The organism is Streptomyces sp. NPDC059371, from assembly GCF_042751995.1.
Classification (GTDB): domain Bacteria; phylum Actinomycetota; class Actinomycetes; order Streptomycetales; family Streptomycetaceae; genus Streptomyces.
This window is the reverse complement of sequence record NZ_JBHYXD010000017.1, coordinates 21,346-42,521: the sequence shown is the minus strand read 5'-3', so window position 1 is coordinate 42,521 and position 21,176 is coordinate 21,346. Positions and strand designations below refer to the sequence as shown.

The following is a 21,176-nucleotide window of genomic DNA, read 5'->3' as shown; positions in this document are numbered from 1 at the left end:
GAAGTGAGCACCCACGACCTTCCCCTCGCCGAGAGCGGCGGCTGCGGCGACGGCTGCGGCTGTGGCGCAGACATGGACGAGGCGTACATGGAGTGCGGCCTCGATCCCGCTCTGGCCCAGCTCCTGGCCGACGCCGGTCTCGACCCCCTGGAGGTCGAGGACATCGCGAACGTGGCGATCCAGGAGGACCTCGACCACGGCGTGGACGTGACGACGGTCGCGACCATCCCCGAGGACGCCGTCTCCACCGCCGACTTCACGGCCCGGGACGCGGGCGTCGTCGCGGGCCTGCGCGTCGCCGAGGCCGTCCTGTCGGTGGTCTGCACCGACGAGTTCGAGGTCGAGCGGCACGTCGAGGACGGCGACACCGTCGAGGCCGGCCAGAAGCTGCTGAGCGTCACCACGCGCACCCGCGACCTGCTGACGGCCGAACGCAGCGCCCTCAACCTCCTGTGCCGCCTGTCCGGCATCGCGACCGCCACGCGCGCGTGGGCGGACGCCCTGGAGGGCACCGAGGCGAAGGTTCGGGACACCCGCAAGACCACGCCGGGCCTGCGCTCCCTGGAGAAGTTCGCGGTGCGCTGCGGGGGTGGCGTCAACCACCGCATGTCGCTGTCCGACGCGGCGCTGGTCAAGGACAACCACGTGGTCGCCGCGGGCGGTGTGGCCGAGGCCTTCAAGGCCGTACGGGAGATGTTCCCGGAGGTCCCCGTCGAGGTGGAGGTCGACACCCTGCACCAGTTGCGTGACGTCGTCGACGCGGGCGCCGATCTGATCCTGCTGGACAACTTCACGCCGGTCGAGTGCGAGGAGGCGGTCGCCCTCGTCGCCGGCCGTGCCCTGCTGGAGGCGTCCGGCCGGCTCACCCTCGCCAACGCCGCGGCCTACGCGAAGACGGGCGTCGACTTCCTGGCGGTGGGCGCGCTCACGCACTCCTCCCCGATCCTCGACATCGGCCTCGACCTGCGAGCGGCGGAGTAACCCCGGCCATGCTGCTGACCATCGACGTAGGCAACACCCACACGGTCCTCGGCCTCTTCGACGGGGAGGAGATCGTCGAGCACTGGCGCATCTCCACCGACGCGCGCCGCACCGCCGACGAACTCGCCGTGCTGCTGCAGGGCCTCATGGGCATGCACCCGCTGCTCGGCGAGGAACTCGGTGACGGCATCGACGGCATCGCGATCTGCGCGACCGTGCCGTCCGTGCTGCACGAACTGCGCGAGGTGACGCGGCGCTACTACGGCGATGTCCCCGCCGTCCTCGTCGAACCCGGCGTCAAGACGGGCGTGCCGATCCTCACGGACAACCCCAAGGAGGTCGGCGCCGACCGGATCATCAACGCCGTGGCGGCCGTCGAGCTGTACGGGGGACCGGCGATCGTGGTCGACTTCGGTACGGCGACCACCTTCGACGCGGTCAGCGCGCGGGGCGAGTACATCGGCGGCGTCATCGCCCCCGGCATCGAGATCTCCGTCGAGGCGCTCGGCGTCAAGGGCGCGCAGCTCCGCAAGATCGAGGTGGCCCGGCCGCGCGCGGTGATCGGCAAGAACACCGTCGAGGCGATGCAGTCCGGCATCATCTACGGGTTCGCGGGCCAGGTCGACGGGGTCGTGAACCGGATGGCGCGCGAGCTCGCCGACGACCCCGAGGACGTCACCGTCATCGCGACCGGCGGACTGGCTCCGATGGTCCTCGGCGAGTCCTCGGTGATCGACGAGCACGAGCCGTGGCTGACGCTGATCGGGCTGCGTCTGGTGTACGAGCGGAACGTCTCGCGCATGTGACCTCCGGCCGCCCGATGCGGGCAGCCGGCACCGAAGGGGCTCCGCGTTCGCGGGGCCCCTTCGTGCGTTCGGGGCCCGCGAACGGGGAGCCCCTCCGGCGGGACCGCGGCGGCGCCGGATGCGCATCCGGAATCCGGGACCGCGGCGCCGGACGCGCATCCGGAATCCGGGACCGCGGCCCCCGGCGCGCATCCGGAATCCGGGACGGAATTCCCCGGCCGGCACCCGGCGTCCGGCGAAAGCAGGACGCGCCACATTTCTTCCGCTATGCGGATTTTGTCTGATTAGCACGTATCGTCGCCCCATGCCCACGCCCTACGGATCCCACGGCGGCATGGCGTTCGGTGCGGAGGAGCTGCGTGTGCTCCGCCGTGCCCTCGCCCTCGCCCTGCACCCCTGCCCCGTCTCGGCCGAGGACGTCCAGGACTGCCTCCGCCTCGCCGAGTCCCTCGACGAGGCGGCCTACGAGGGGGCCAGGCTCCGGGCCTTCCTGCTGGCCGACCTCGCCCGCTACCGGGCTGCCCTGCCGGGCACCGCCGCCGGCTATCTGGCGCTTCTGGAGGAGGTCCTCGTCTCCGGATACCGGCCGAACCCCGACGACCTGGCCGCGCTCGGCGCGCTGCGCGGCAACCCCGTCGCGGCGGTTCTCCTGGAGCGCTGCCGGGGCCTCGCCGAGCAGGACGTGCGGGCCCGGCTCGCGGGCCGCGCGATCGCCTCGGTGCCCCCGTCCCGCACCCGTCTGCTGGCCCTCCCCGGTGGCCGGGCCGCAGAGGAGCCCGACCGGAGGTCCGAGCCGAAACCCCAGCCCCAGCCGCCGGTCCGCTCCCCCCGCCCGGACCGGCCGATCCCCACCCCGGGCGAGGTCTTCCCGCCCCGGCGCAAGCCCGGCCCCCCTCCGGCCGACCCGCCGCAGCAACTCGCGGCGGGCTAGGTCGTGTCCGGAAAGTCGCGTCGTTCGCCCGGAGGGCGGGTCCGGCGGCGTCTGCGGCGAGAGTGCGTGCCAGGCGTCGCTGGGCAGGCGCGACTTTGCGGACACGGCCTAGTGGCTGTCGCGGACCCCGGCTGAGCCCAACGGCGCCCCCTGGCTACTCTGGAGGCATGGACTACGTCTCCGCGCTCGTGCCCCCGGTAGTGATGGCCGTGTTCTTCATCGGGCTCATCGTGACGATCGTGAAGAGTCAGGGCGGGGCCAACAAGGCCAAGGAGGACGGGGTCGTCGACGCCGCCCTCGCGCGCGTGGAGGCCGCCCAGCAGGCCTCGGCCCCCAAGGACGCCGGGGCCTGAACCCCGGGCGGCCGCGCGCGGCTCCCGCCGAGCCCCCTCGGCGCGGGCCCGCCGCGCACCAGGCCGCCGCGCCGTCACCGGCGTACGACTCGGACGTTTCCTGCGTCCTTCGAGTCGTACGCCCTTTTTGTTGACCATCTCCCACTATTGTTCTGAACTGTGCCTCGCCCATTGGGAGAACTCGAAGACGCGGTCATGACGCGGGTGTGGAAGTGGAACCGCCCTGTGACCGTTCGGGAAGTCCTGGAAGACCTTCAACAGGAACGGTCCATCGCGTACACCACGGTGATGACCGTTCTGGACAATCTCCATCAGAAGGGCTGGGTGCGCCGCGAGGCGGAAGGCCGGGCCTATCGATATGAGGCGGTCTCCACACGCGCCGCCTACTCGGCGGCCCTGATGAACGACGCCTGGTCGCAGAGCGACAACCCGGCAGCCGCTCTCGTCGCCTTCTTCGGGATGATGAGCGAGGAACAGCGCGTGGCCCTCAGCGATGCCGTACGCATCGTGCAAGGGCCCGAACCGCGAGCCCCCGAAGCCGCCGAAAGGCCACCGGCGCCCGAGCCCACCGAGGAGAACCCCGCCGCCGACGGGGACGCCTCCGGGCGATAGCGTCCGCTCATGTCAGCAGAGCATCCCGCGGAGGTTCCGGCAGAGCTTCCGGCGGAGCATCCCGAAGTCAGCGCAAAAGCCGTCACCGTCCGGCGGGCCAGGACCAGCGATGTCGCGGCCGTACGCGGACTCCTCGACGCGAACGTGCGCCGCCGTATCCTGCTCGACAAACCCACCGTCACCCTTTACGAGGACATCCAGGAGTTCTGGGTCGCGGAACGCGACGACAACGCCGAGGTGGTCGGCTGCGGCGCCCTCCACGTGATGTGGGAAGACCTCGCGGAAGTCCGCACTCTCGCGGTGAACCCCACGGTCAAGGGCCTGGGCGTCGGTCATCAGTTGCTGGAGAAGTTGCTCCAGACCGCCCGCTGGCTCGGTGTTCGACGGGTTTTCTGTCTGACCTTCGAAGTCGGCTTCTTCGCGAAGCACGGCTTCGTGGAGATCGGTGAGACACCCGTCGACACCGATGTGTACGCCGAGCTCCTGCGTTCCTATGACGAGGGCGTCGCTGAGTTCCTCGGTCTCGAACGAGTGAAACCGAACACCTTGGGCAACAGCCGGATGCTTCTGCATCTGTGATCGCGACCGGCTATTCCGGCGGAGTGGGTTGCCCACGTTCCCTATGTCCGAAACGCGCATGTTTCCGTGCGGGCGGAGTCCAGTGAGTCTCTGCCAGGGGTTTGTGTTTTTCCGGCAAAAGCGGTTTGCTTTCCGACGTACTGCAGTACTGCATATAACAAGGGACGGCGAAACGGCGGACGCCGCGAGGCCCTCCTTGCCCTGAAGTTATCGATGAAAGGAAATCCGGTGGCACAGAAGGTTCAGGTCCTTCTTGTCGACGACCTCGACGGTGGCGAGGCGGACGAGACCGTGACGTTCGCGTTGGACGGCAAGACGTACGAAATCGATCTCACGACAGCCAATGCGGACAAGCTCCGTGGCCTTCTCGACGCCTACGTCAAGGGTGGCCGCCGTACCGGAGGCCGTGCTTCGGGCGGACGCGGAAAGGCCCGCGTCGCTTCCGGTGGCAGCCAGGACACCGCGCAGATCCGCGCCTGGGCAAAGGAGAACGGCCTGGAGGTCAACGACCGCGGCCGTGTTCCCGCGTCCATTCGCGAGGCCTACGAGAAGGCCAACGGCTGAGCGCACGCTCGCCGCAGCCTCACGCGGTGGCAGTGTGTCGCCATCGTCTGCACCAGTCGTACGAGATCGGGGGCGCCCCCAACGCCCCCGCCGGCGGCCCCGCCGCCCAGCGCCGACAGTGTCGGCAACGCCGGTTCCACCGCGCGGCCGGGCTCCGGGGGCCGCAGCCAGCGGGCGGCCCCTCGTGGGCCACTCCCCGTTTCCGGACCGGCCGTGGGCGGGGGAGCCTCTACGCTTCCGCCCGCGCCGACCGCCGTGAGATCCAGCGCGAGAGCGCCCCACTCCAGCCAGTCGAGCAGCCCCGGCAGCTCCTCCGCGCTCCCCGCGGCGACCAGCAGCCGCATCCGCTCCCCGTGCAGAGCCACCGGGGACGCGGGACCCAGATGCCGCAGCGCCGGGAATCCCGCCTCCGCCGGCACCTCCAGGACGTCGAAGCGCAGCCCCGTGACCAGCCGTACCGGCGTTCCGGGCACTGCCGCCCAGCCCAGTTCGTTCTCGTACCACTGGCACACCGGATCGACGGGATCACCCGGATCGGACGGCCGACGGGGGACAGGGACGGTGGGAACCATGCAAGGAGCAACAGCCGGAAGACCCCCGGAGTTACGCTGGGCATTTCCTTGAGCACGCAGAGTTCCGGGAAATGGGGCGTGCGGGAGCGTTCCGCCGGGCATTGGTGTTCGCCCGTAGCGGAGGGAACCGGTGCGCGCGGCATGGACTGTCAGTGCGCACGGGTAAGACATGCCTAGTGGGAGGGGCGACACGCAGGGCTCGGGCATCTCACGTTCGCCATCGGCGTACAGCGGGAGAGGGTATCTGCCTGGCCTGCGGGAACATCGTCTCGCACCATCAGGTTGGAGCAGATGTCGGCGTTCGGGGTCAGGAGGCCAAGGACGGTGTCGGCAGTTGGAATGAGCGGTCCCCGCTTGCGGGACTAAGCTGCGGAAGGACAGGGAGGGGAGCGTCCCCTTACTGCCTGACCGCTCTGAGGAGCGATTAACGATGTTCGAGAGGTTCACCGACCGCGCGCGGCGGGTTGTCGTCCTGGCTCAGGAAGAAGCCCGGATGCTCAACCACAACTACATCGGCACCGAGCACATCCTCCTGGGCCTGATCCACGAGGGTGAGGGTGTCGCCGCTAAGGCCCTGGAGAGCCTCGGGATTTCGCTCGAGGCGGTCCGCCAGCAGGTGGAGGAGATCATCGGACAGGGCCAGCAGGCCCCGTCAGGCCACATCCCCTTCACCCCCCGTGCCAAGAAGGTCCTGGAGCTGTCGCTCCGCGAGGCCCTTCAGCTGGGCCACAACTACATCGGCACGGAGCACATCCTGCTCGGCCTGATCCGCGAGGGCGAGGGCGTCGCCGCCCAGGTCCTCGTCAAGCTGGGCGCAGACCTCAACCGGGTGCGGCAGCAGGTCATCCAGCTGCTCTCCGGCTACCAGGGCAAGGAGACCGCCGGCGCCAGTGGCGGTCCTGCTGAGGGCACTCCCTCCACGTCCCTGGTCCTCGACCAGTTCGGCCGGAACCTCACCCAGGCCGCTCGTGAGTCCAAGCTCGACCCGGTCATCGGGCGCGAGAAGGAGATCGAGCGGGTCATGCAGGTGCTGTCCCGCCGTACGAAGAACAACCCGGTGCTCATCGGCGAGCCCGGCGTCGGCAAGACCGCCGTCGTCGAGGGCCTCGCCCAGGCCATCGTCAAGGGCGAGGTGCCCGAGACCCTCAAGGACAAGCACCTCTACACCCTCGACCTCGGCGCGCTGGTCGCCGGCTCCCGCTACCGCGGTGACTTCGAGGAACGCCTCAAGAAGGTCCTCAAGGAGATCCGCACCCGCGGCGACATCATCCTGTTCATCGACGAGCTGCACACGCTGGTCGGTGCGGGTGCCGCCGAGGGCGCCATCGACGCCGCTTCGATCCTGAAGCCCATGCTGGCCCGCGGTGAGCTCCAGACCATCGGCGCGACCACCCTGGACGAGTACCGCAAGCACCTCGAGAAGGACGCGGCCCTCGAGCGCCGCTTCCAGCCGATCCAGGTGGCGGAGCCTTCCCTCCCCCACACGATCGAGATCCTCAAGGGTCTGCGCGACCGGTACGAGGCCCACCACCGTGTGTCCATCACCGACGAGGCCCTGGTGCAGGCGGCGACGCTCGCCGACCGGTACATCTCGGACCGCTTCCTGCCCGACAAGGCGATCGACCTGATCGACGAGGCGGGCTCCCGGATGCGCATCCGCCGGATGACCGCGCCGCCGGACCTCCGCGAGTTCGACGAGAAGATCGCGGGCGTGCGCCGCGACAAGGAGTCGGCCATCGACTCCCAGGACTTCGAGAAGGCGGCTTCCCTCCGCGACAAGGAGAAGCAGCTCCTGGCGGCGAAGGCCAAGCGCGAGAAGGAGTGGAAGGCCGGCGACATGGACGTCGTGGCCGAGGTCGACGGCGAGCTCATCGCCGAGGTCCTGGCCACCGCCACCGGCATCCCGGTCTTCAAGCTGACCGAGGAGGAGTCCTCGCGTCTGCTGCGCATGGAGGACGAGCTCCACAAGCGGGTCATCGGCCAGAAGGACGCCATCAAGGCGCTCTCGCAGGCGATCCGCCGTACGCGAGCGGGTCTGAAGGACCCGAAGCGTCCCGGTGGTTCCTTCATCTTCGCCGGCCCCTCGGGTGTCGGTAAGACGGAGCTGTCGAAGACCCTCGCGGAGTTCCTCTTCGGTGACGAGGACGCGCTGATCTCCCTCGACATGTCGGAGTTCAGCGAGAAGCACACGGTCTCGCGTCTCTTCGGTTCGCCCCCCGGCTACGTGGGCTACGAAGAGGGCGGCCAGCTCACCGAGAAGGTCCGCCGCAAGCCGTTCTCCGTCGTCCTCTTCGACGAGGTCGAGAAGGCCCACCCGGACATCTTCAACTCGCTGCTGCAGATCCTGGAGGACGGTCGTCTGACCGACTCCCAGGGCCGGGTCGTGGACTTCAAGAACACGGTCATCATCATGACGACCAACCTCGGCACCCGGGACATCTCCAAGGGCTTCAACCTCGGCTTCGCGGCCGTGGGCGACGTCAAGACGAACTACGACCGGATGAAGGCCAAGGTCAACGAGGAGCTGAAGCAGCACTTCCGCCCCGAGTTCCTGAACCGTGTCGACGACACGGTGGTCTTCCACCAGCTCACCGAGGAAGACATCATCCAGATCGTCGACCTCATGATCGCCAAGGTCGACGAGCGTCTGAAGGACCGGGACATGGGCATCGAGCTCAGCCCGACCGCCAAGTCGCTCCTCGCGAAGAAGGGCTACGACCCCGTCCTGGGTGCCCGGCCGCTGCGCCGGACCATCCAGCGCGAGATCGAGGACATCCTCTCGGAGAAGATCCTCTTCGGCGAGCTCCGTCCCGGCCACATCGTGGTCGTCGACACGGAGGGCGAGGGCGAGGCCAAGGCCTTCACCTTCCGGGGTGAGGAGAAGTCGGCGCTTCCCGACGTCCCGCCGATCGAGCAGGCCGCCGGCGGTGCCGGTCCGAACCTGAGCAAGGAGGCGTGACCTCCGGGTCCGCCTGAAAAGGGGCTGCCCCGGGACTTCGGTCCCGGGGCAGCCCCTTTTCCGCGTCCGGGAGAAGTCCCGGAATTCGGCGGGGAGGAGTCACAGAACGTTGTGGGTGGTAGTTGTCGTGTGTTCGCCCGGCAACTGATCCGCGAGCCGTTCCGGCACGGTGCCGGTGTCCGAATTGAGGGCGAAATTGACGGTCCGCAGATTCGGCAGCAGGGCTCGGAGTCCGGAGAGGTCCTCGTTCCCCGCCGGTTTCCTCAGTTCCAGGTGTTCGACGGACGGCAGCGGCGGCGCCGACACGAGGGATCCGAGAGCGGCCCGGTGGATCCGCAGTTCCCTGAGCGCCGGCAGCGCGGCGACCTCGGACCAGTCGTCGGGGGTGAGCTCGCCCGGCTCCCGGCTCAGCCACAGGGTGTGCAGGGACCTCCAGTGGCGCAGTCCCCGCATCCCTGTGTCGCGGAGGACGTCCCGCCCGAAGCAGATGACTTCCAGCGGCGCGTCCAGGGGGAGCGTCTCACTCAGCGACCGGCCGGGGAGCCGGTGTCCGACGTTCAGTTCCCGCAGCGAGGTCAGCCCCGCCAGACCGTCGGGGACCAAGGGCCGTCCTGAATCGGACATCAGGTACAGCCCCCGCAGCGGCAGCTCCGCGAGCGGCCCGAGATCACCGATCCCCGTGCACTGATCGAGGTTGAGCTGCTCCAGCCGCCGCTGTGCCGTCAGGAAGCCCAGATCCCGCAGGCGGTTGTTGTGCCGCAGCATCAGCCGGGTCACCTGGTCCGGGAGCAGGCAGGTGCGCAGCTCCCCCGGGTCCATGTCTCCCACGATCTGCAGCCGGGGCCGGCCGCCCAGGTCGCGCAGCACCTGGAGCTGGGCGGTCGAGTGCGCGGAGAAGTACAGGCCGGCCGGGTCCAGCCGGGCGATGATCTCGGACGCGTACCGCTCGGTGTCGAACCTGTGCCATCCCCAGGCGAGTTGGGCTCGTACGGAACGGGCCGGATGCGAGCGGAAGCGCGCCAGTACGGGGATGGCCGCGCCGGTGCCGATCAGGGACGCGGTGACCACGACGCCGTGGGCCTCGGCGTCGGTCAGCCCCTCCGGTCCGGGCAGCAGTTCCAGGACGAGGGGGCCGGCCTCGGCCAGGGCGCGGGCCTCAGTCGACGTCCTCGGCGGGATGAGCGTGGCCGCGTCGCCCTCCACGGCCGCCCGCACCTCGGGCGCGAGCTGCGTGGCGTGCTCCAGCGAGGCGAGGGCGAGCAGCCGTACACGGGTCGCCGCCGCGCCGTCGAGCCGGGCCGCGGCGCCGGTCATGGAGCCGAGCAGTTCGGCCCGTTCGCGGGGCCGGGCGTGGGCGACGGCCATCCGGACCACATCGGCCCACTGGGACTCCCCGGCGTTGCGCACCAGGAGTCCGAAGTCCCCTTCCTCCACGGCGGCTTTGGCGCCCAGGTAGTCCTGGAAGGTGCGGTGGACGAACTCCACGGTTCCCGGGGCGGGTTCACGCAGCAGGCCGCTGCGCACGACGAGGTGGCGCAGGATCCGCTCGGCGTCGCCCTGCCGGGCGGCGGCCGGGAGTGAGGGCAGGACGTCGGCGACGATGCGTTCGGCGCGGTCCCTGTCCATCTCCGACCGGTTGTTGCGGATGAGCCAGTAGGCGAGCCGTTGCAGAAGCTGGATCTGCGGGAGTTCGGTGAGGTGGACGCCGTCGTGGCCGCCTCCGGTGACGAACATGTCGCGCTCCTCGTCACGACGCGAGAGCAGCATGGAGAGCGCGGCGTCGTACAACTCCTGTCTGCCGTGCGGCAGATAGCCCCGCCGGTCACGGTGCAGCGCGCAGATCAGGCCGCACATCAGGGGGTTGGTGGCGAGGCGGCCGAGGTCCGGCTTGGTGCGCACGGCGTCGAGGAGGGAACGCTCGTAGCCGTCGAGGCGGTCCGTGTCGGGGGCGTCCAGGCGTGCCGCGGCGTGCCAGCGGCGGATGAAGGCGGCCACGTCGTCGCCGGTCATGGGCGAGAGGACGAGTTCGGTGAATCCGTCGGGGGTGAGCCAGTCCTCGCGTACGGCCGAGGGGCGGGACGTGACGAGCCACTGGTTGCCGGGGTAGGCGTCGAGGAGCTCACGCAGCCAGCGGCGGGTGTGTTCGCGGTCACGCTCGGGGATCTCGTCGAGCCCGTCGACGAGCAGCAGGCCGCGGCCGTGGCGGAGCACCCTGTCGCTCCAGCCGTCCGGCTGGGCCGCGTGGAAGGGGATCCGGACGGCGGACAGGAACGCGTCGGGGGCCGGCAGGCCGTCGGGACGGCGGACGAGGGTGCGCAGCGGGAGGACGAAGGGGACGCGGTCGCCCCGCTCCCCGCGCGCCGCGGTCACCGCCAGCCACTGCACCAGCGTGGTCTTGCCGGAACCGGCCACCCCGCGCAGGAGGACGAGGTCCTGTTCCGCGAGGGCCTGTTCGGCGGGCAGCGAGGCGCCGGCGATGCCCACGCCCTCCGGGGCGGCGGTCTCCTCGTCCTCCAGGGGGCGCAGGGCCTGGAGGCTGAGGTAGGCGGCGTCCAGCGGCCAGCGTTCCGGGGAGTTGACGAGGTCGATGCCGTAGATGGTGAGGTGGCCGTGCCGGGTGGCGGCATGGGCGAGATAGCGCTGCTCGAAGGCCTGGTCGGTGCCGCCCGTCAGGGGGGTGCGGGCGATCAGCTCGTCCACCTTGGCGATGAGCTCGCGCTGTCTGCGGCTCTGCTCCACGAGGGTGCGGGGGACGAACGTCGAGCGCTGGGTGAAGAAGTGCAGGATGTGGAGGCAGGCGGTGTCGAGCAGCCCCTCGTAGAACAGGGTCGCGTCGAAGGACAGGTCCCGTCCGGGGTCCCCGGCGGCCGTGCGCAGCCGCACAGCGAGCGTCCGGTGGCCGAGCTCCACCGCCTGGACGTCCGTCATGGTGAGGTCGCCCAGGGCGTGCAGCGTCCGGCCGAGGGCGTGGACGACGGCCTGTTCCTCGTCGGCGGGGAAGGGGCGCTCCCCGCCGTGCAGCGCCCGTCCGACCAGGGCGGCCGAGAGATTGGCCAGTTCTCTCTCTCCCACGACCCGTTTCTCGCCCTTGAAGGAGACGAGCGCCGAGATCCGTACGGGCTTGTCCACGAGCCCCGCTCCCGGCCCCTCGGCCACGAAGAGCTTCCTGACCAGCGGCGCGGCCACGCTCGAGGCCAGGCGTGCGCCGACGGTTACTGGGTCCATGACGTTCCCCCGGAGAGCGTTGGGCCGGAAGGACAACCGTATGGTCCGGCAGCCGATCCGCGCAGCACTGCCGCGGGGTGCCCGTGAAGGGTCCGGCGACGCCCCAAGACCCTTGAAAACAGGGGCAGGCGGCGTAGCCCGCGTCACATTCCGGGGAGCCCGGAGGCGGTGCCCCGGTGACATGACGCACAGGCGGTTTGTCCGGTACTAGGGCGAATAGTGGATACGCGAAAACGGACAAAAAGGACCTTTGGTCCAGGGTGGGGAGGACTGTCGGCAGGTCGTCCCGACGGGTGGGCCACGAGCAGGTTTGGCAAGGGATGTGCAGGCCTGAAGTGGGGTTAAACCCTGTTTTCCGGGCCAAAGGGACAAGATCCCTCGCCGGATGTCCGAGGTGTCAAGGTTCGGGAAGTTTTGGGATGAAGTACTACTTCGCACCGTAGATGGGGGGTTTGAGTGCGGCTGGGGGCGCGGGTTACCAATGAATGGCCCACACGGCACCAGGCAGTCCGCCGGAGTGGTTGTTCAGTCCCTTGTCCCCGTCTCCACGAGGTTTTCATGTCGAAGCGCGTCACGTCCCGCAAGTCCCTTACGTCCCTGGCTCGCACTCGGGCGGCCGTTCTGACCGTCGGTCTGGGCGCCTCGGTCGTGCTGGGCGCAGGGGTCGCGACCGCCGCCGAAACGGGCGTCAGCAGCAGCGCCACCGTGACCGCGGCCAACGCCGTTCACACCCAGGCCGCCGCTCAGGCCAAGGCCGCCGCCGCGAAGAAGGCCGCCGTCACCAAGGCGGCCGTCGTGAAGAAGGCCGCCGCGAAGAAGAAGGCCGCTTCCTGGATCGACCCGGTCGCGAAGTACTCCCTGTCCGCCAGCTTCAACCAGGCCGGCGGCATGTGGGCCCACAAGCACTCCGGCCAGGACTTCGCCGTGCCGACGGGCACCAACGTCATGGCCGCCCACGGCGGCACCGTCGTCAAGGCGGGCGGCAACGGCGCCGGTGACGGTCCGGCGTACGGCAACGCCGTCGTGATCAAGCACGCCAACGGCACGTACTCCCAGTACGCCCACCTGTCGCGCATCGATGTGCGCATCGGTCAGGTCGTCTCCACCGGTCAGCACATAGCCCTGTCGGGCAACACCGGTAACTCCAGCGGCCCGCACCTGCACTTCGAGATCCGTACGACCCCCAACTACGGTTCGGCCGTCAACCCCGTGACGTTCCTCCACAACATGGGCGTCAAGGTCTGACCCGCCTGACGGGCGCCGGGTCCTAGGAGGCTCCGCCCCCGTGGGCCTGTGTCACCAGATCGATCGCGACCTCCAGGACGGCCTTGCGCTTGTCCTCGGGGTCGCCTTCGACTTCCTTGAGCACGAACATTCCGGCGTGCATCGTGAAGAGCGCGCTGATGCAGCGGACCTGGTCGGTCAGCGGCGCCTCGGGCTCCTTGATGATCTCCAGCATGCTGATCATGCGGTCCTTGAAGGTCTCGCCGATGCTCAGCTCGCGTACCGTCGCCTGGTTCTCCTGCATGAAGCGGAAGAGCGGGGACGCGCCGCCGAGGGCCTCGCTGTAGCGGCGCAGCACCTCCTGCTTGGTCTCCAGGGTGTGCGGCTGCTGCCTGCCCCATTCGATCAGCTCGTCGAGCGGCCGGGTCAGATCCTGGAAGAGGCTGATCAGGATCTCTTCCTTGGTCTTGAAGTGGTAGTAGAGTGCCGCCTTCGTGACGTCCAGGTGCTCGGCGATCTCGCGCAGCGAGGTCTTCTCGTAGCCGTGCTCGGAGAAGAGTTCGAGGGCTACGTCCTGGATGCGCTGCCGGGTGTCGCCTCGGCGCTGCCGCTTGATGCCGTCCATGGTGCCGCCCATCCTCGTCTCCCTCACGCTCCTTGGAAACTTACCTGTCGACCGGCAGGTAAAACTAGCCCTACTTACTTGACGCCCGGCTAGTTAGAGGACTATTTTCCCGGATGTGATGAGCTTGCCGGTCGGCAAGTAAGTAGCCGGTCCGACGGCAGAGGTACTCAGGGGAGTGGGAACGATGGCGGACACGACGAAGGCGGCCGAACCGGCCGCCGAGCAGACCGGGAAACCGGCCGAGGGCGAGAAGCGGCAGCGCAGCGTGCGCGTGGTCCTGCTCGCGCTGATGCTCACGATGATGCTGGCGATGCTCGACAACATGATCGTCGGCACGGCCATGCCGACCATCGTGGGCGAGCTCGGCGGACTCGAACACCTTTCCTGGGTCGTGACGGCGTACACCCTCGCCACCGCGGCCTCCACCCCGATCTGGGGCAAGCTCGGCGACATGTACGGCCGCAAGGGCTCCTTCATGACGTCGATCGTGATCTTCCTGATCGGCTCCGCGCTGAGCGGCATGGCCCAGAACATGGGTGAGCTGATCGGATTCCGGGCCATTCAGGGACTCGGCGCCGGCGGTCTCATGGTCGGTGTCATGGCGATCATCGGCGACCTGATCCCGCCCCGTGAGCGCGGCAAGTACCAGGGCATGATGGCCGGCATCATGGCGCTGGCGATGATCGGCGGTCCGCTGATCGGCGGCACCATCACCGACAACTGGGGCTGGCGCTGGTCCTTCTACATCAACCTGCCGCTCGGCGCGGTCGCGCTCGCCGCGATCAGCATCGTCCTGCACCTGCCGAAGAAGCGGTCCGAGACGCGCATCGACTACCTCGGTGCCGCGCTGCTGACCATCGGCATCACCTCCATCGTCCTCGTCACCACCTGGGGCGGCACGGAGTACGCCTGGTCGTCCGCGAGGATCATGGAGCTGATCGGCCTCGGCGTCGCCGCGCTGGCCGGGTTCGTGTACTGGCAGACCAAGGCCGCCGAGCCGATCGTGCCGCTGCACATCTTCCGCAGCCGCAACTTCACCCTGATGTCGATCATCGGTTTCGTCACCGGCTTCGCCATGTTCGGTGCCACGCTGTTCCTGCCGCTCTACCAGCAGGCGGTACAGGGCGCGTCCGCGACCAACTCCGGTCTGCTCCTGCTGCCCATGCTCGGCGCGATGCTCGTGACGTCGATGGTCGCCGGCCGGGTCACCACCGCCACCGGCCGCTACAAGATCTTCCCCGTCATCGGCGGTGTGCTGATGGTGATCGGCCTCTACCTGCTGTCGACGATGGACACGGACACCACCCGTTTCATGTCCGGCGTCTACATGGCCGTCCTCGGCCTGGGCATGGGCTGCCTGATGCAGGTCACCATGCTGGTGGCGCAGAACAGCGTGGAGATGAAGGACATGGGCGTCGCGTCCTCCTCCACCACCCTGTTCCGTACGCTCGGCTCGTCGTTCGGTGTCGCCATCATGGGCGCGCTGTTCAACAACCGCGTCAAGGACGTCATGGCCGAGAAGGCCGGCGCACTGGGCTCGAAGATCACCGAGCAGTCCCCGCAGCTCGACGCGGCGAGCCTGGCGAAGCTGCCGGCGGCGGCGCGCGAGGCCTACCAGCACGCGGTGTCGGCCGGTACGCATTCCGCCTTCCTGCTGGGCGCGTCGGTGGCCGTGATCGTGATGATCTCGTCGGTGTTCGTCAAGGAGGTCGCCCTCAAGGGGGCGGGCGCGCCCAAGCCCGGCGAGGGTGGCGCGTCGGACGACGCACCCCAGGTCCAGCTCGCCGAGCCGGTCTGACCTGATCGCGGGGCCGGTCCACCCGGCCCCTGAACTCCTCACACCGAAGGCCCCCGGCGTTGTCCGCCCCGGGGGCCTTCTCCTGTGCGCGGGGCCGGTCGTCCGCCGAGGTGGCGACAGGCCTGGTGACCGCGGTGTCTACTTCCCGGACATCGGCAGCACCGGGTAGCTCCCGGTGCTCGTCGGCGCGTGCTCCGGCAGCCACAGCACCGCGACAGCGCCTTCGGCGGGCACGCCTTCCGGAGCCCCGGCGGGCCGGACGTTGCGGAAGGTCAGCCGTGCGCCGAGCACCCGGGCCTGGCCCGCGGCGATGGTCAGACCGAGCCCGTGGCCGTCGCCCGCGCGGTCGGTGCTGCCCGTGCGGAACCGGCTCGGCCCCTCGGCGAGGAGCTTCTCGGGGAAACCCGGGCCGTGGTCGCGGACGCGGATGACCCGGCCCTCGACCGTGACCTCGATCGGCGGCCTGCCGTGCCGGGCCGCGTTCGCCAGCAGGTTGAGCAGGACACGCTCCAGCCGGCGCGGGTCCGTCGTGACCTCCGACTCGTGCACCACCCGCACCTCGACGTCCGCCCCCCTGGCGGCGATCCGCCGGGCCACGAACTCGCCGAGCAAGATGTCCTGCAGCTCGGCCCGCTCGGAGGCACCGTCGAGCCGGGCGACCTCCAGGACGTCCTCGACGAGCGTGCGCATGGCCTGCGCGCGGTCCCGTACGAGCTCGGTGGGCCGACCGGGCGGCAGGAGTTCGGCCGCCGTGAGCAGCCCGGTCACCGGGGTGCGCAGTTCATGGGCGATGTCGGCGGTCACCCGGCGCTCGGCCTCCAGGCGCTGCTGGAGCGCGTCGGCCATGGCGTCCACGGCCCGCGCCAGATCATCGGTCTCGTCGAGCACGACACCGCCGATCGCGTCCCGCACCCGGACGTCCGGCTCGCCCTTGGCGACCCGGTTCGCCGCGGCCGCCGCCTTGCGCAGCCGGCGCGAGAGCTGCCCGCCGATCAGCACGCCGAGCGCGCTGCCGCCGAGGACGACCGCGATCGAGCCGATGATCAGCGCCTGGTCGAGGTCCTTCATCACGTCCGCGTTGCGGTCCGTGAAGCGCTCGTGCCAGGACAGCACCTGGCCGTTCCTGAGCGGGACGGCCGCCCAGATGTCCGGCACGCCGTTCGAACTGTCGGAGACGTAGGTCGCCCGCCGCCCCTCCGAGACCTTCGCGATCAGATCCGCCGGAATGGAGGGGTCGTCTATCTTGGCGCCGAACGGCGGCGGCCGGCCCGGTCCGTACATGCGCTCGGCGAGCTGGATGCGCTCGTCGGCGAGGTCGCGCGAGTTGTCCAGCATCGAGACGCGGGCCGCGTTGTGCACGACCAGGCTCAGCGCGACGGCGACCAGCGCGCCGACCAGGGCGATCGCCGTGCTGAGCTTCCAGCGGATGCCCGTACGGATACTCGTACCCGAATCCGCGCACCGGTCGATCCCTATGCCGATGCCCCGCCCGCCGGCCCTGCCCGGTCTCCGGCCCCCGCCGAGCACCTCGCCCCCGCCGGCACCCGCTCCCTCGCGCGCACCCCTGCCCACGCCACCCCCCGTTTCCGCACGCCCGCCCGGAACCGGAACCCGCCCCACGGCCGGAGGCCTCCCCGGAGCAGAGCGCTGAAATATCCCCCGCATGGCGTGCTCAGGCCTTCAACTTGTAGCCGAAGCCGCGGACCGTCTCGATACGGTCCTGGCCGATCTTCGTACGCAGCCGCTGCACATGGACGTCGACCACCCGGGTGTCCCCGCCCCAGCCGTAGTCCCACACCCGCTCCAGCAGCTTGTCGCGGCTCAGCACCGTCCCCGGCGCGGACGAGAACTCCAGGAGCAGCCGCATCTCGGTGGGCGTCAGCGCCACCGGCGTACCGCCCCGGGTCACCTCCATGCCCTCGGTGTCGATCTCCAGCTCACCGAAGACGAGCACTCCGCCCTCCACCGGCGCACCGCCGTCGGCCGCCGCGCCCGCGCCGCCGCTCGCGTGCCCGAACCGGCGCAGCACCGCGCGGATCCGGGCGACCAGCACGGCGCCGTCGAAGGGCTTGGTCACATAGTCGTCGGCGCCGGCCTCCAGACCGAGCACGACGTCGATCGAGTCGGCGCGCGCGGACAGCATGATGACCGGCACGGTCGACTCGTCCCGGATACGACGGCACAGCGACACACCGTCGAGCCCGGGGACCATCACGTCCAGCAGGGCGATGTCGGGACGGTCGGCGCGGAACGCCTCCAGGCCCGAGAGTCCGTCGGGCATGGCCGTGACCGCGAAGCCGTCGCGCTCCAGGGCGAGTTGTGTGGCCTCGCGGATGACGTCGTCGTCCTCGACGAACAGGACGTGGGTCTGCTCTGCCATCCGGCTGCTCCGCGTTCTCAGTTCGCGTCCGGGGCGGGCGAACCGGAGCCGCCCACCGCGTTGCTGTAGTCGTTGTGGATCCTGGACTGTTCGACGAAGCGCGCCGAGGTCCAGCGGTAGGTGATCACTTCTTCGCTCGACGGGTACGACACCGGGTCGCCCTTCTCGTAGAGCTGCTGGGTGACCACGAGATCGCCCCGGTCGATCTCGGCGTAGACCGGAGGCTCCTCGGCCTTGAAGACGTTCTCGTACCGGCCGTTCTCCTCGCGATAGACGTAACTGCCGACACCCACGGCGTCGGCACAGGTCATCACGTTGATCACGATGTCGTTCGAGGCCCCGCCGGTCAGGTCCCCGTACGACACGTCGACCGGGTACTCGTCGGCGACACACGGCTTCAGGTCGCGCTTGACCGCCGCGCTGACCTCCGGATCGGTCTTGACGAGCTTGACCGCGTCCACGCGCTTCGGGGCCTTGGACGGAGTGCCGGAGACGACGGGCTTGATGCTGCCCTTGGCCACCGCGTCGCTGCCCGCCGGACCCTCGTCGCGGGCACCGGTGCCGCCGGTGGCGCACGCGGTCACGAAAAGGCCGAGGGCGGCGAGCCCGGCCGCCGCCGAACTCCCCGCCTTCAGGGCCGTTCTGGCCCGGGCTCCTACGCCGCGCAACGCTCCCGCTCCTCACGTTCGAGCGCGCGTGCGTCCAGGTCGCGGCTCTCCAGCTCCTCGCGGAGCCGGGCCAGCGCCCGGTGCAGCGTGCTCTTGACCGTTCCGGCCGACATGCCGAGCGCGGCGGCCGTCTCCTCCGTGGACATCTGCTCCCAGTGTCGCAGGACCACGACACTGCGCTGCTTGGGTGCCAGCACCTTCATGATGTCCATCAGCAGCGCGCGGTCCGCGTGCTGCTCGGTGGCGTCCTCCACCGACGCGTCCGGCAGTTGCTCCGTGGGCACCTCTTCGAGCTTGCGGGCCCGCCACCACTCGGTCCGCGTATTGATCATCACACGGCGCAGATAGGCGTCGGCGAGACGCTTGTCCGCGATGCCCTCCCAGCGGCCGTACGTCCGCACGAGCGCCGTCTGGAGGAGGTCCTGGGCGTCGACCGGATCGGGGACCAGGCGGCGGGCACTGCGCAGCAGCGCGTCCTGCCGGGTTCGGACGTACTCCTCGAATTCGAGCACCTCGCCCTGCGCCATGATCAACCGCCTCCGTCCCCGTTTCCGACCTGACCGCTGCCGGTTGTCCGTTGCCTGTGCACCACCGCCGCCTCTGGTGGGGCGGCACTCCTGCGGTACGGCACTGAAGCTACGGAGGCGTTGTCACGGGGTTGTCCGAGACAGCCTGCGGCCAGCACTCGGCTGTCCGTCGGTTGTGTAACGGCTGTAGGTGCGGGGTAGAGGAAGGTGGCTCTATGCCCTGGTTGATCCGGCTATGGCGCCCGTCTCAGGTGAGGGGCAACCGATACAGACCGCCGGGGAGCGGTTCGACCAGTCCGTCGGCGACGAGCCCGTCGAGCGCGCGGCCCCGCTGCACCGGTTCGTCCCACACCCGGTCCAGCGCGGTCTGCGGGACCGGCACATGCGCCTCCCGCAGGACGGCCAGCAGCTTGCCGCGCACCTGGCGGTCCGTGCCCGCGTACGTCTGCCCCTTGCGCGGCGGCCCGTCGTGCTCGGGCTTGCCGGCCAGCCGCCAGGCGCACTGCGCGGCGATCGGGCAGCGGTGGCACGTCTCGTTCCTCGCCGTGCAGACCAGCGCGCCGAGCTCCATCGAGGCGGCGGCCCAGCGCGCCGCCGTGCTCTCGCTCTCGGGCAGCAGGGCACGGGCGAGCCTGCGCTCGGCGGCCGTGGTGGCGTTCGGCGGGTACTGCACGCCGGTGACGGCCCGCGCGAAGACCCTGCGGACGTTCGTGTCCAGCACGGGATGGCGCTGGCCGTACGCGAACGACGCGACCGCCGCCGCCGTGTACTCCCCGATGCCGGGCAGCGCCAGCAACTGCGCGTGGTCCGTCGGTACGTCGCCGCCGTGCCGTTCCGTTATGGCCACCGCGGCGCCGTGCAGCCGCAGGGCGCGGCGCGGATAGCCGAGCCGCCCCCAGGCCCGGACCGCCTCCCCGGGCGCGTCCTTCGACAGATCGGCGGGGCGCGGCCAGCGCGCCAGCCACTGCTCGTACACGGGCAGGACGCGGTTGACCGGGGTCTGCTGGAGCATGAACTCGCTGACCATCACCGCCCAGGGGCCGGCATCGGGATGCCGCCAGGGCAGATCGCGGGCGTGCTCGTCGAACCAGGCGATGACGGGGGTGTGGAGGTCCTCGCCGGGGGCGTTCCGGGTGGGCCCGGTGGGCTTGGTGGGTGCAGTCATGGCACTGTCGATCCTGCCATGCGGCGGTGACGATGCGGGGACGACGCCGGGGCGGGTGGTGGTGAAAGACCGCATCCGGTGACCGCCACGGCGCCGGAACGGATGTCTGCCGGGATGATGATCCGGAAAAGTTGGTGCGGGGGCGGCGGGTGGGGCCTGCGGCACCGCCGATCTCTCGTACAGTTTGCGCCGTGGGATCTCTGCGCAATCCGGTCGGGCCGCTACCCTCCACCATCTACTGGCGTCGGAGGGCCGTTCTGCTGTCCGTACTAGGGCTGTTGGCGATCCTCACCGTCTGGGTGGTCGGCACCGGAGGCGGCGCCGGCAACAACGGCGCCGGCGGTTCGAACGGCAAGAACCCGGCTCCCTCGATCACGCCGGGCCCCTCCGGTTCGGGCCCCGCGATCAGCCAACACCCGGGCGGCCGCGACGAGTCGAGCGGCGGAGGTGACGGCGGCGGGAGCGGAAGTGGCAGCGCCGGGGCGTCGGGCGGCGGTTCCGGTGACGGTTCGGGCGACGGTTCGGGCGACGGCTCCACGGGATCCGGCGGCAGCGCCGGCGGCGGTTCCGACGGCGGGTCCAAGAACGGCGGCGAGGCGGCCGACCGGCTCCCGGCCGGTTCCACCGTCCCCAACTGCACCCCGGCAAACGTCAAGTTGACGCTCAAGAGCGTGCGCAACACCTACGCGCCCGGCGAGCAGCCCGAGATCGAGATCGTCGCCAGGAACAGCTCGGGCAGCGACTGCAAGGTCGATGTCGGCCCGAAGAACGCGGTTCTGACGATCACTCAGGCGGGCGCCGACGATGACATCTGGGCCTCGGACGACTGCCCGAAGGACGCCGCGGGCTTCTTCCTGCGCGTACCGGCCGGCGGCCAGGCCGTCCACACGGTGAAGTGGGACCGCAAGCCCGGCGCCCCCGCGTGCGCCACGCCTCCTTCGGGGTCGGCGCCCGCGGGCACCTACCTGGTCGAGGCGAAGGCCCCCGGGCTGGGGAAGGCGCAGGCGTCGTTCGTCCTGTCCAAGGACTGAGCGGCACCCTCCACCGACGGGAGCGGGCCCCGGTGAACCCGGGGCCCGGACCGACCGCCCGCGCCGGATCGCGGCGGACGCCGTAACGGTCCGCGACGAGGACTCCCGAAGAACTCCCGGACGCGGCGCTCCAGGGTCCAGACGTAACGCCCCAGGACTAGACGTAACGCTCCAGG

Annotated in this window: 19 protein-coding genes; 11 read left to right on the top strand and 8 right to left on the bottom strand. The window is 70.1% G+C overall.

Annotated elements, in window-relative coordinates; all coding sequences use genetic code 11:
* Window positions 1–3: 3 nt before the first annotated feature.
* The 7 genes from nadC (at window position 4) to ACFXGX_RS12780 (ending at window position 4,826) form a co-directional block, all read left to right on the top strand.
* Window positions 4–981: a carboxylating nicotinate-nucleotide diphosphorylase gene (gene nadC, locus ACFXGX_RS12810; protein WP_384788917.1), complete on the top strand. Its 978-nt coding sequence runs from the start codon at window positions 4–6 to the stop codon at window positions 979–981.
* Window positions 982–989: 8 nt separating this feature from the next.
* Entirely contained in the window at window positions 990–1,787 is a 798-nt protein-coding gene (locus tag ACFXGX_RS12805; protein WP_384788914.1) for a type III pantothenate kinase, read from the top strand.
* A gap of 334 nt (window positions 1,788–2,121) precedes the next feature.
* Complete coding sequence (locus ACFXGX_RS12800) at window positions 2,122–2,718, top strand: hypothetical protein (protein ID WP_384789122.1); 597 nt, start codon at window positions 2,122–2,124, stop codon at window positions 2,716–2,718.
* Between the two features lie 167 nt (window positions 2,719–2,885).
* Window positions 2,886–3,071, top strand: a complete 186-nt coding sequence (locus tag ACFXGX_RS12795) for a hypothetical protein (protein ID WP_328554209.1) — start codon at window positions 2,886–2,888, stop codon at window positions 3,069–3,071.
* Between the two features lie 195 nt (window positions 3,072–3,266).
* On the top strand, window positions 3,267–3,683 hold the full coding sequence (locus ACFXGX_RS12790; protein WP_384789119.1) for a BlaI/MecI/CopY family transcriptional regulator: 417 nt from the start codon (window positions 3,267–3,269) through the stop codon (window positions 3,681–3,683).
* Between the two features lie 9 nt (window positions 3,684–3,692).
* Window positions 3,693–4,262, top strand: a complete 570-nt coding sequence (locus ACFXGX_RS12785) for an amino-acid N-acetyltransferase (RefSeq protein WP_355770540.1) — start codon at window positions 3,693–3,695, stop codon at window positions 4,260–4,262.
* Window positions 4,263–4,490: 228 nt separating this feature from the next.
* On the top strand, window positions 4,491–4,826 hold the full coding sequence (locus ACFXGX_RS12780; RefSeq protein WP_355770543.1) for an Lsr2 family protein: 336 nt from the start codon (window positions 4,491–4,493) through the stop codon (window positions 4,824–4,826).
* On the opposite strand, the gene ACFXGX_RS12775 is transcribed toward ACFXGX_RS12780, so the two are convergent.
* Window positions 4,805–5,398, bottom strand: coding sequence for an SCO3374 family protein (locus ACFXGX_RS12775; protein WP_384788909.1), 594 nt, complete (start codon window positions 5,396–5,398; stop codon window positions 4,805–4,807). The two genes, ACFXGX_RS12780 and ACFXGX_RS12775, sit on opposite strands and share 22 nt — an antisense overlap.
* 430 nt (window positions 5,399–5,828) lie before the next feature.
* Here ACFXGX_RS12775 and ACFXGX_RS12770 point away from each other — a divergent pair, with 430 nt between their 5' ends.
* A complete protein-coding gene (locus ACFXGX_RS12770; RefSeq protein ID WP_384788906.1) occupies window positions 5,829–8,357 on the top strand; it encodes an ATP-dependent Clp protease ATP-binding subunit in 2,529 nt (842 codons plus the stop codon).
* 99 nt (window positions 8,358–8,456) lie between these two features.
* On the opposite strand, the gene ACFXGX_RS12765 is transcribed toward ACFXGX_RS12770, so the two are convergent.
* The gene (locus ACFXGX_RS12765; RefSeq protein WP_384788903.1) at window positions 8,457–11,582 is read right to left on the bottom strand and encodes an NACHT domain-containing protein; all 3,126 of its coding nucleotides are present in this window, start codon (window positions 11,580–11,582) and stop codon (window positions 8,457–8,459) included.
* 558 nt (window positions 11,583–12,140) lie between these two features.
* On the opposite strand from ACFXGX_RS12765, the gene ACFXGX_RS12760 reads away from it, so the two are divergent.
* The gene (locus ACFXGX_RS12760) at window positions 12,141–12,827 is read left to right on the top strand and encodes a M23 family metallopeptidase (RefSeq protein WP_384788900.1); all 687 of its coding nucleotides are present in this window, start codon (window positions 12,141–12,143) and stop codon (window positions 12,825–12,827) included.
* A 22-nt stretch (window positions 12,828–12,849) separates the two neighbouring features.
* Here the strand turns inward: ACFXGX_RS12760 and ACFXGX_RS12755 are convergent, their stop codons facing one another.
* Window positions 12,850–13,443: a TetR/AcrR family transcriptional regulator gene (locus tag ACFXGX_RS12755; RefSeq protein WP_384789116.1), complete on the bottom strand. Its 594-nt coding sequence runs from the start codon at window positions 13,441–13,443 to the stop codon at window positions 12,850–12,852.
* Window positions 13,444–13,615: 172 nt separating this feature from the next.
* Between ACFXGX_RS12755 and ACFXGX_RS12750 the strand changes: the two genes are divergently transcribed.
* Window positions 13,616–15,229 carry an MDR family MFS transporter gene (locus tag ACFXGX_RS12750; protein WP_384788897.1) on the top strand — a complete coding sequence of 538 codons (1,614 nt, stop codon included), beginning with the start codon at window positions 13,616–13,618 and terminating at the stop codon, window positions 15,227–15,229.
* Window positions 15,230–15,367: 138 nt separating this feature from the next.
* On the opposite strand, the gene cseC is transcribed toward ACFXGX_RS12750, so the two are convergent.
* From cseC to ACFXGX_RS12725, 5 genes are all read right to left on the bottom strand, one after another.
* The gene (gene cseC / locus ACFXGX_RS12745) at window positions 15,368–16,894 is read right to left on the bottom strand and encodes a two-component system sensor histidine kinase CseC (protein WP_384788894.1); all 1,527 of its coding nucleotides are present in this window, start codon (window positions 16,892–16,894) and stop codon (window positions 15,368–15,370) included.
* A 7-nt stretch (window positions 16,895–16,901) separates the two neighbouring features.
* A complete protein-coding gene (gene cseB, locus ACFXGX_RS12740) occupies window positions 16,902–17,609 on the bottom strand; it encodes a two-component system response regulator CseB (protein ID WP_384788891.1) in 708 nt (235 codons plus the stop codon).
* Window positions 17,610–17,626: 17 nt separating this feature from the next.
* Window positions 17,627–18,277: a hypothetical protein gene (locus ACFXGX_RS12735; protein ID WP_384788888.1), complete on the bottom strand. Its 651-nt coding sequence runs from the start codon at window positions 18,275–18,277 to the stop codon at window positions 17,627–17,629.
* A complete protein-coding gene (locus ACFXGX_RS12730) occupies window positions 18,265–18,804 on the bottom strand; it encodes a SigE family RNA polymerase sigma factor (RefSeq protein ID WP_355766061.1) in 540 nt (179 codons plus the stop codon). Before ACFXGX_RS12730 ends, ACFXGX_RS12735 begins: the two co-directional genes overlap by 13 nt.
* A gap of 247 nt (window positions 18,805–19,051) precedes the next feature.
* Entirely contained in the window at window positions 19,052–19,969 is a 918-nt protein-coding gene (locus tag ACFXGX_RS12725) for an A/G-specific adenine glycosylase (protein ID WP_384788885.1), read from the bottom strand.
* Between the two features lie 191 nt (window positions 19,970–20,160).
* On the opposite strand from ACFXGX_RS12725, the gene ACFXGX_RS12720 reads away from it, so the two are divergent.
* On the top strand, window positions 20,161–21,000 hold the full coding sequence (locus ACFXGX_RS12720; RefSeq protein ID WP_384788882.1) for a hypothetical protein: 840 nt from the start codon (window positions 20,161–20,163) through the stop codon (window positions 20,998–21,000).
* Window positions 21,001–21,176: the final 176 nt, after the last annotated feature.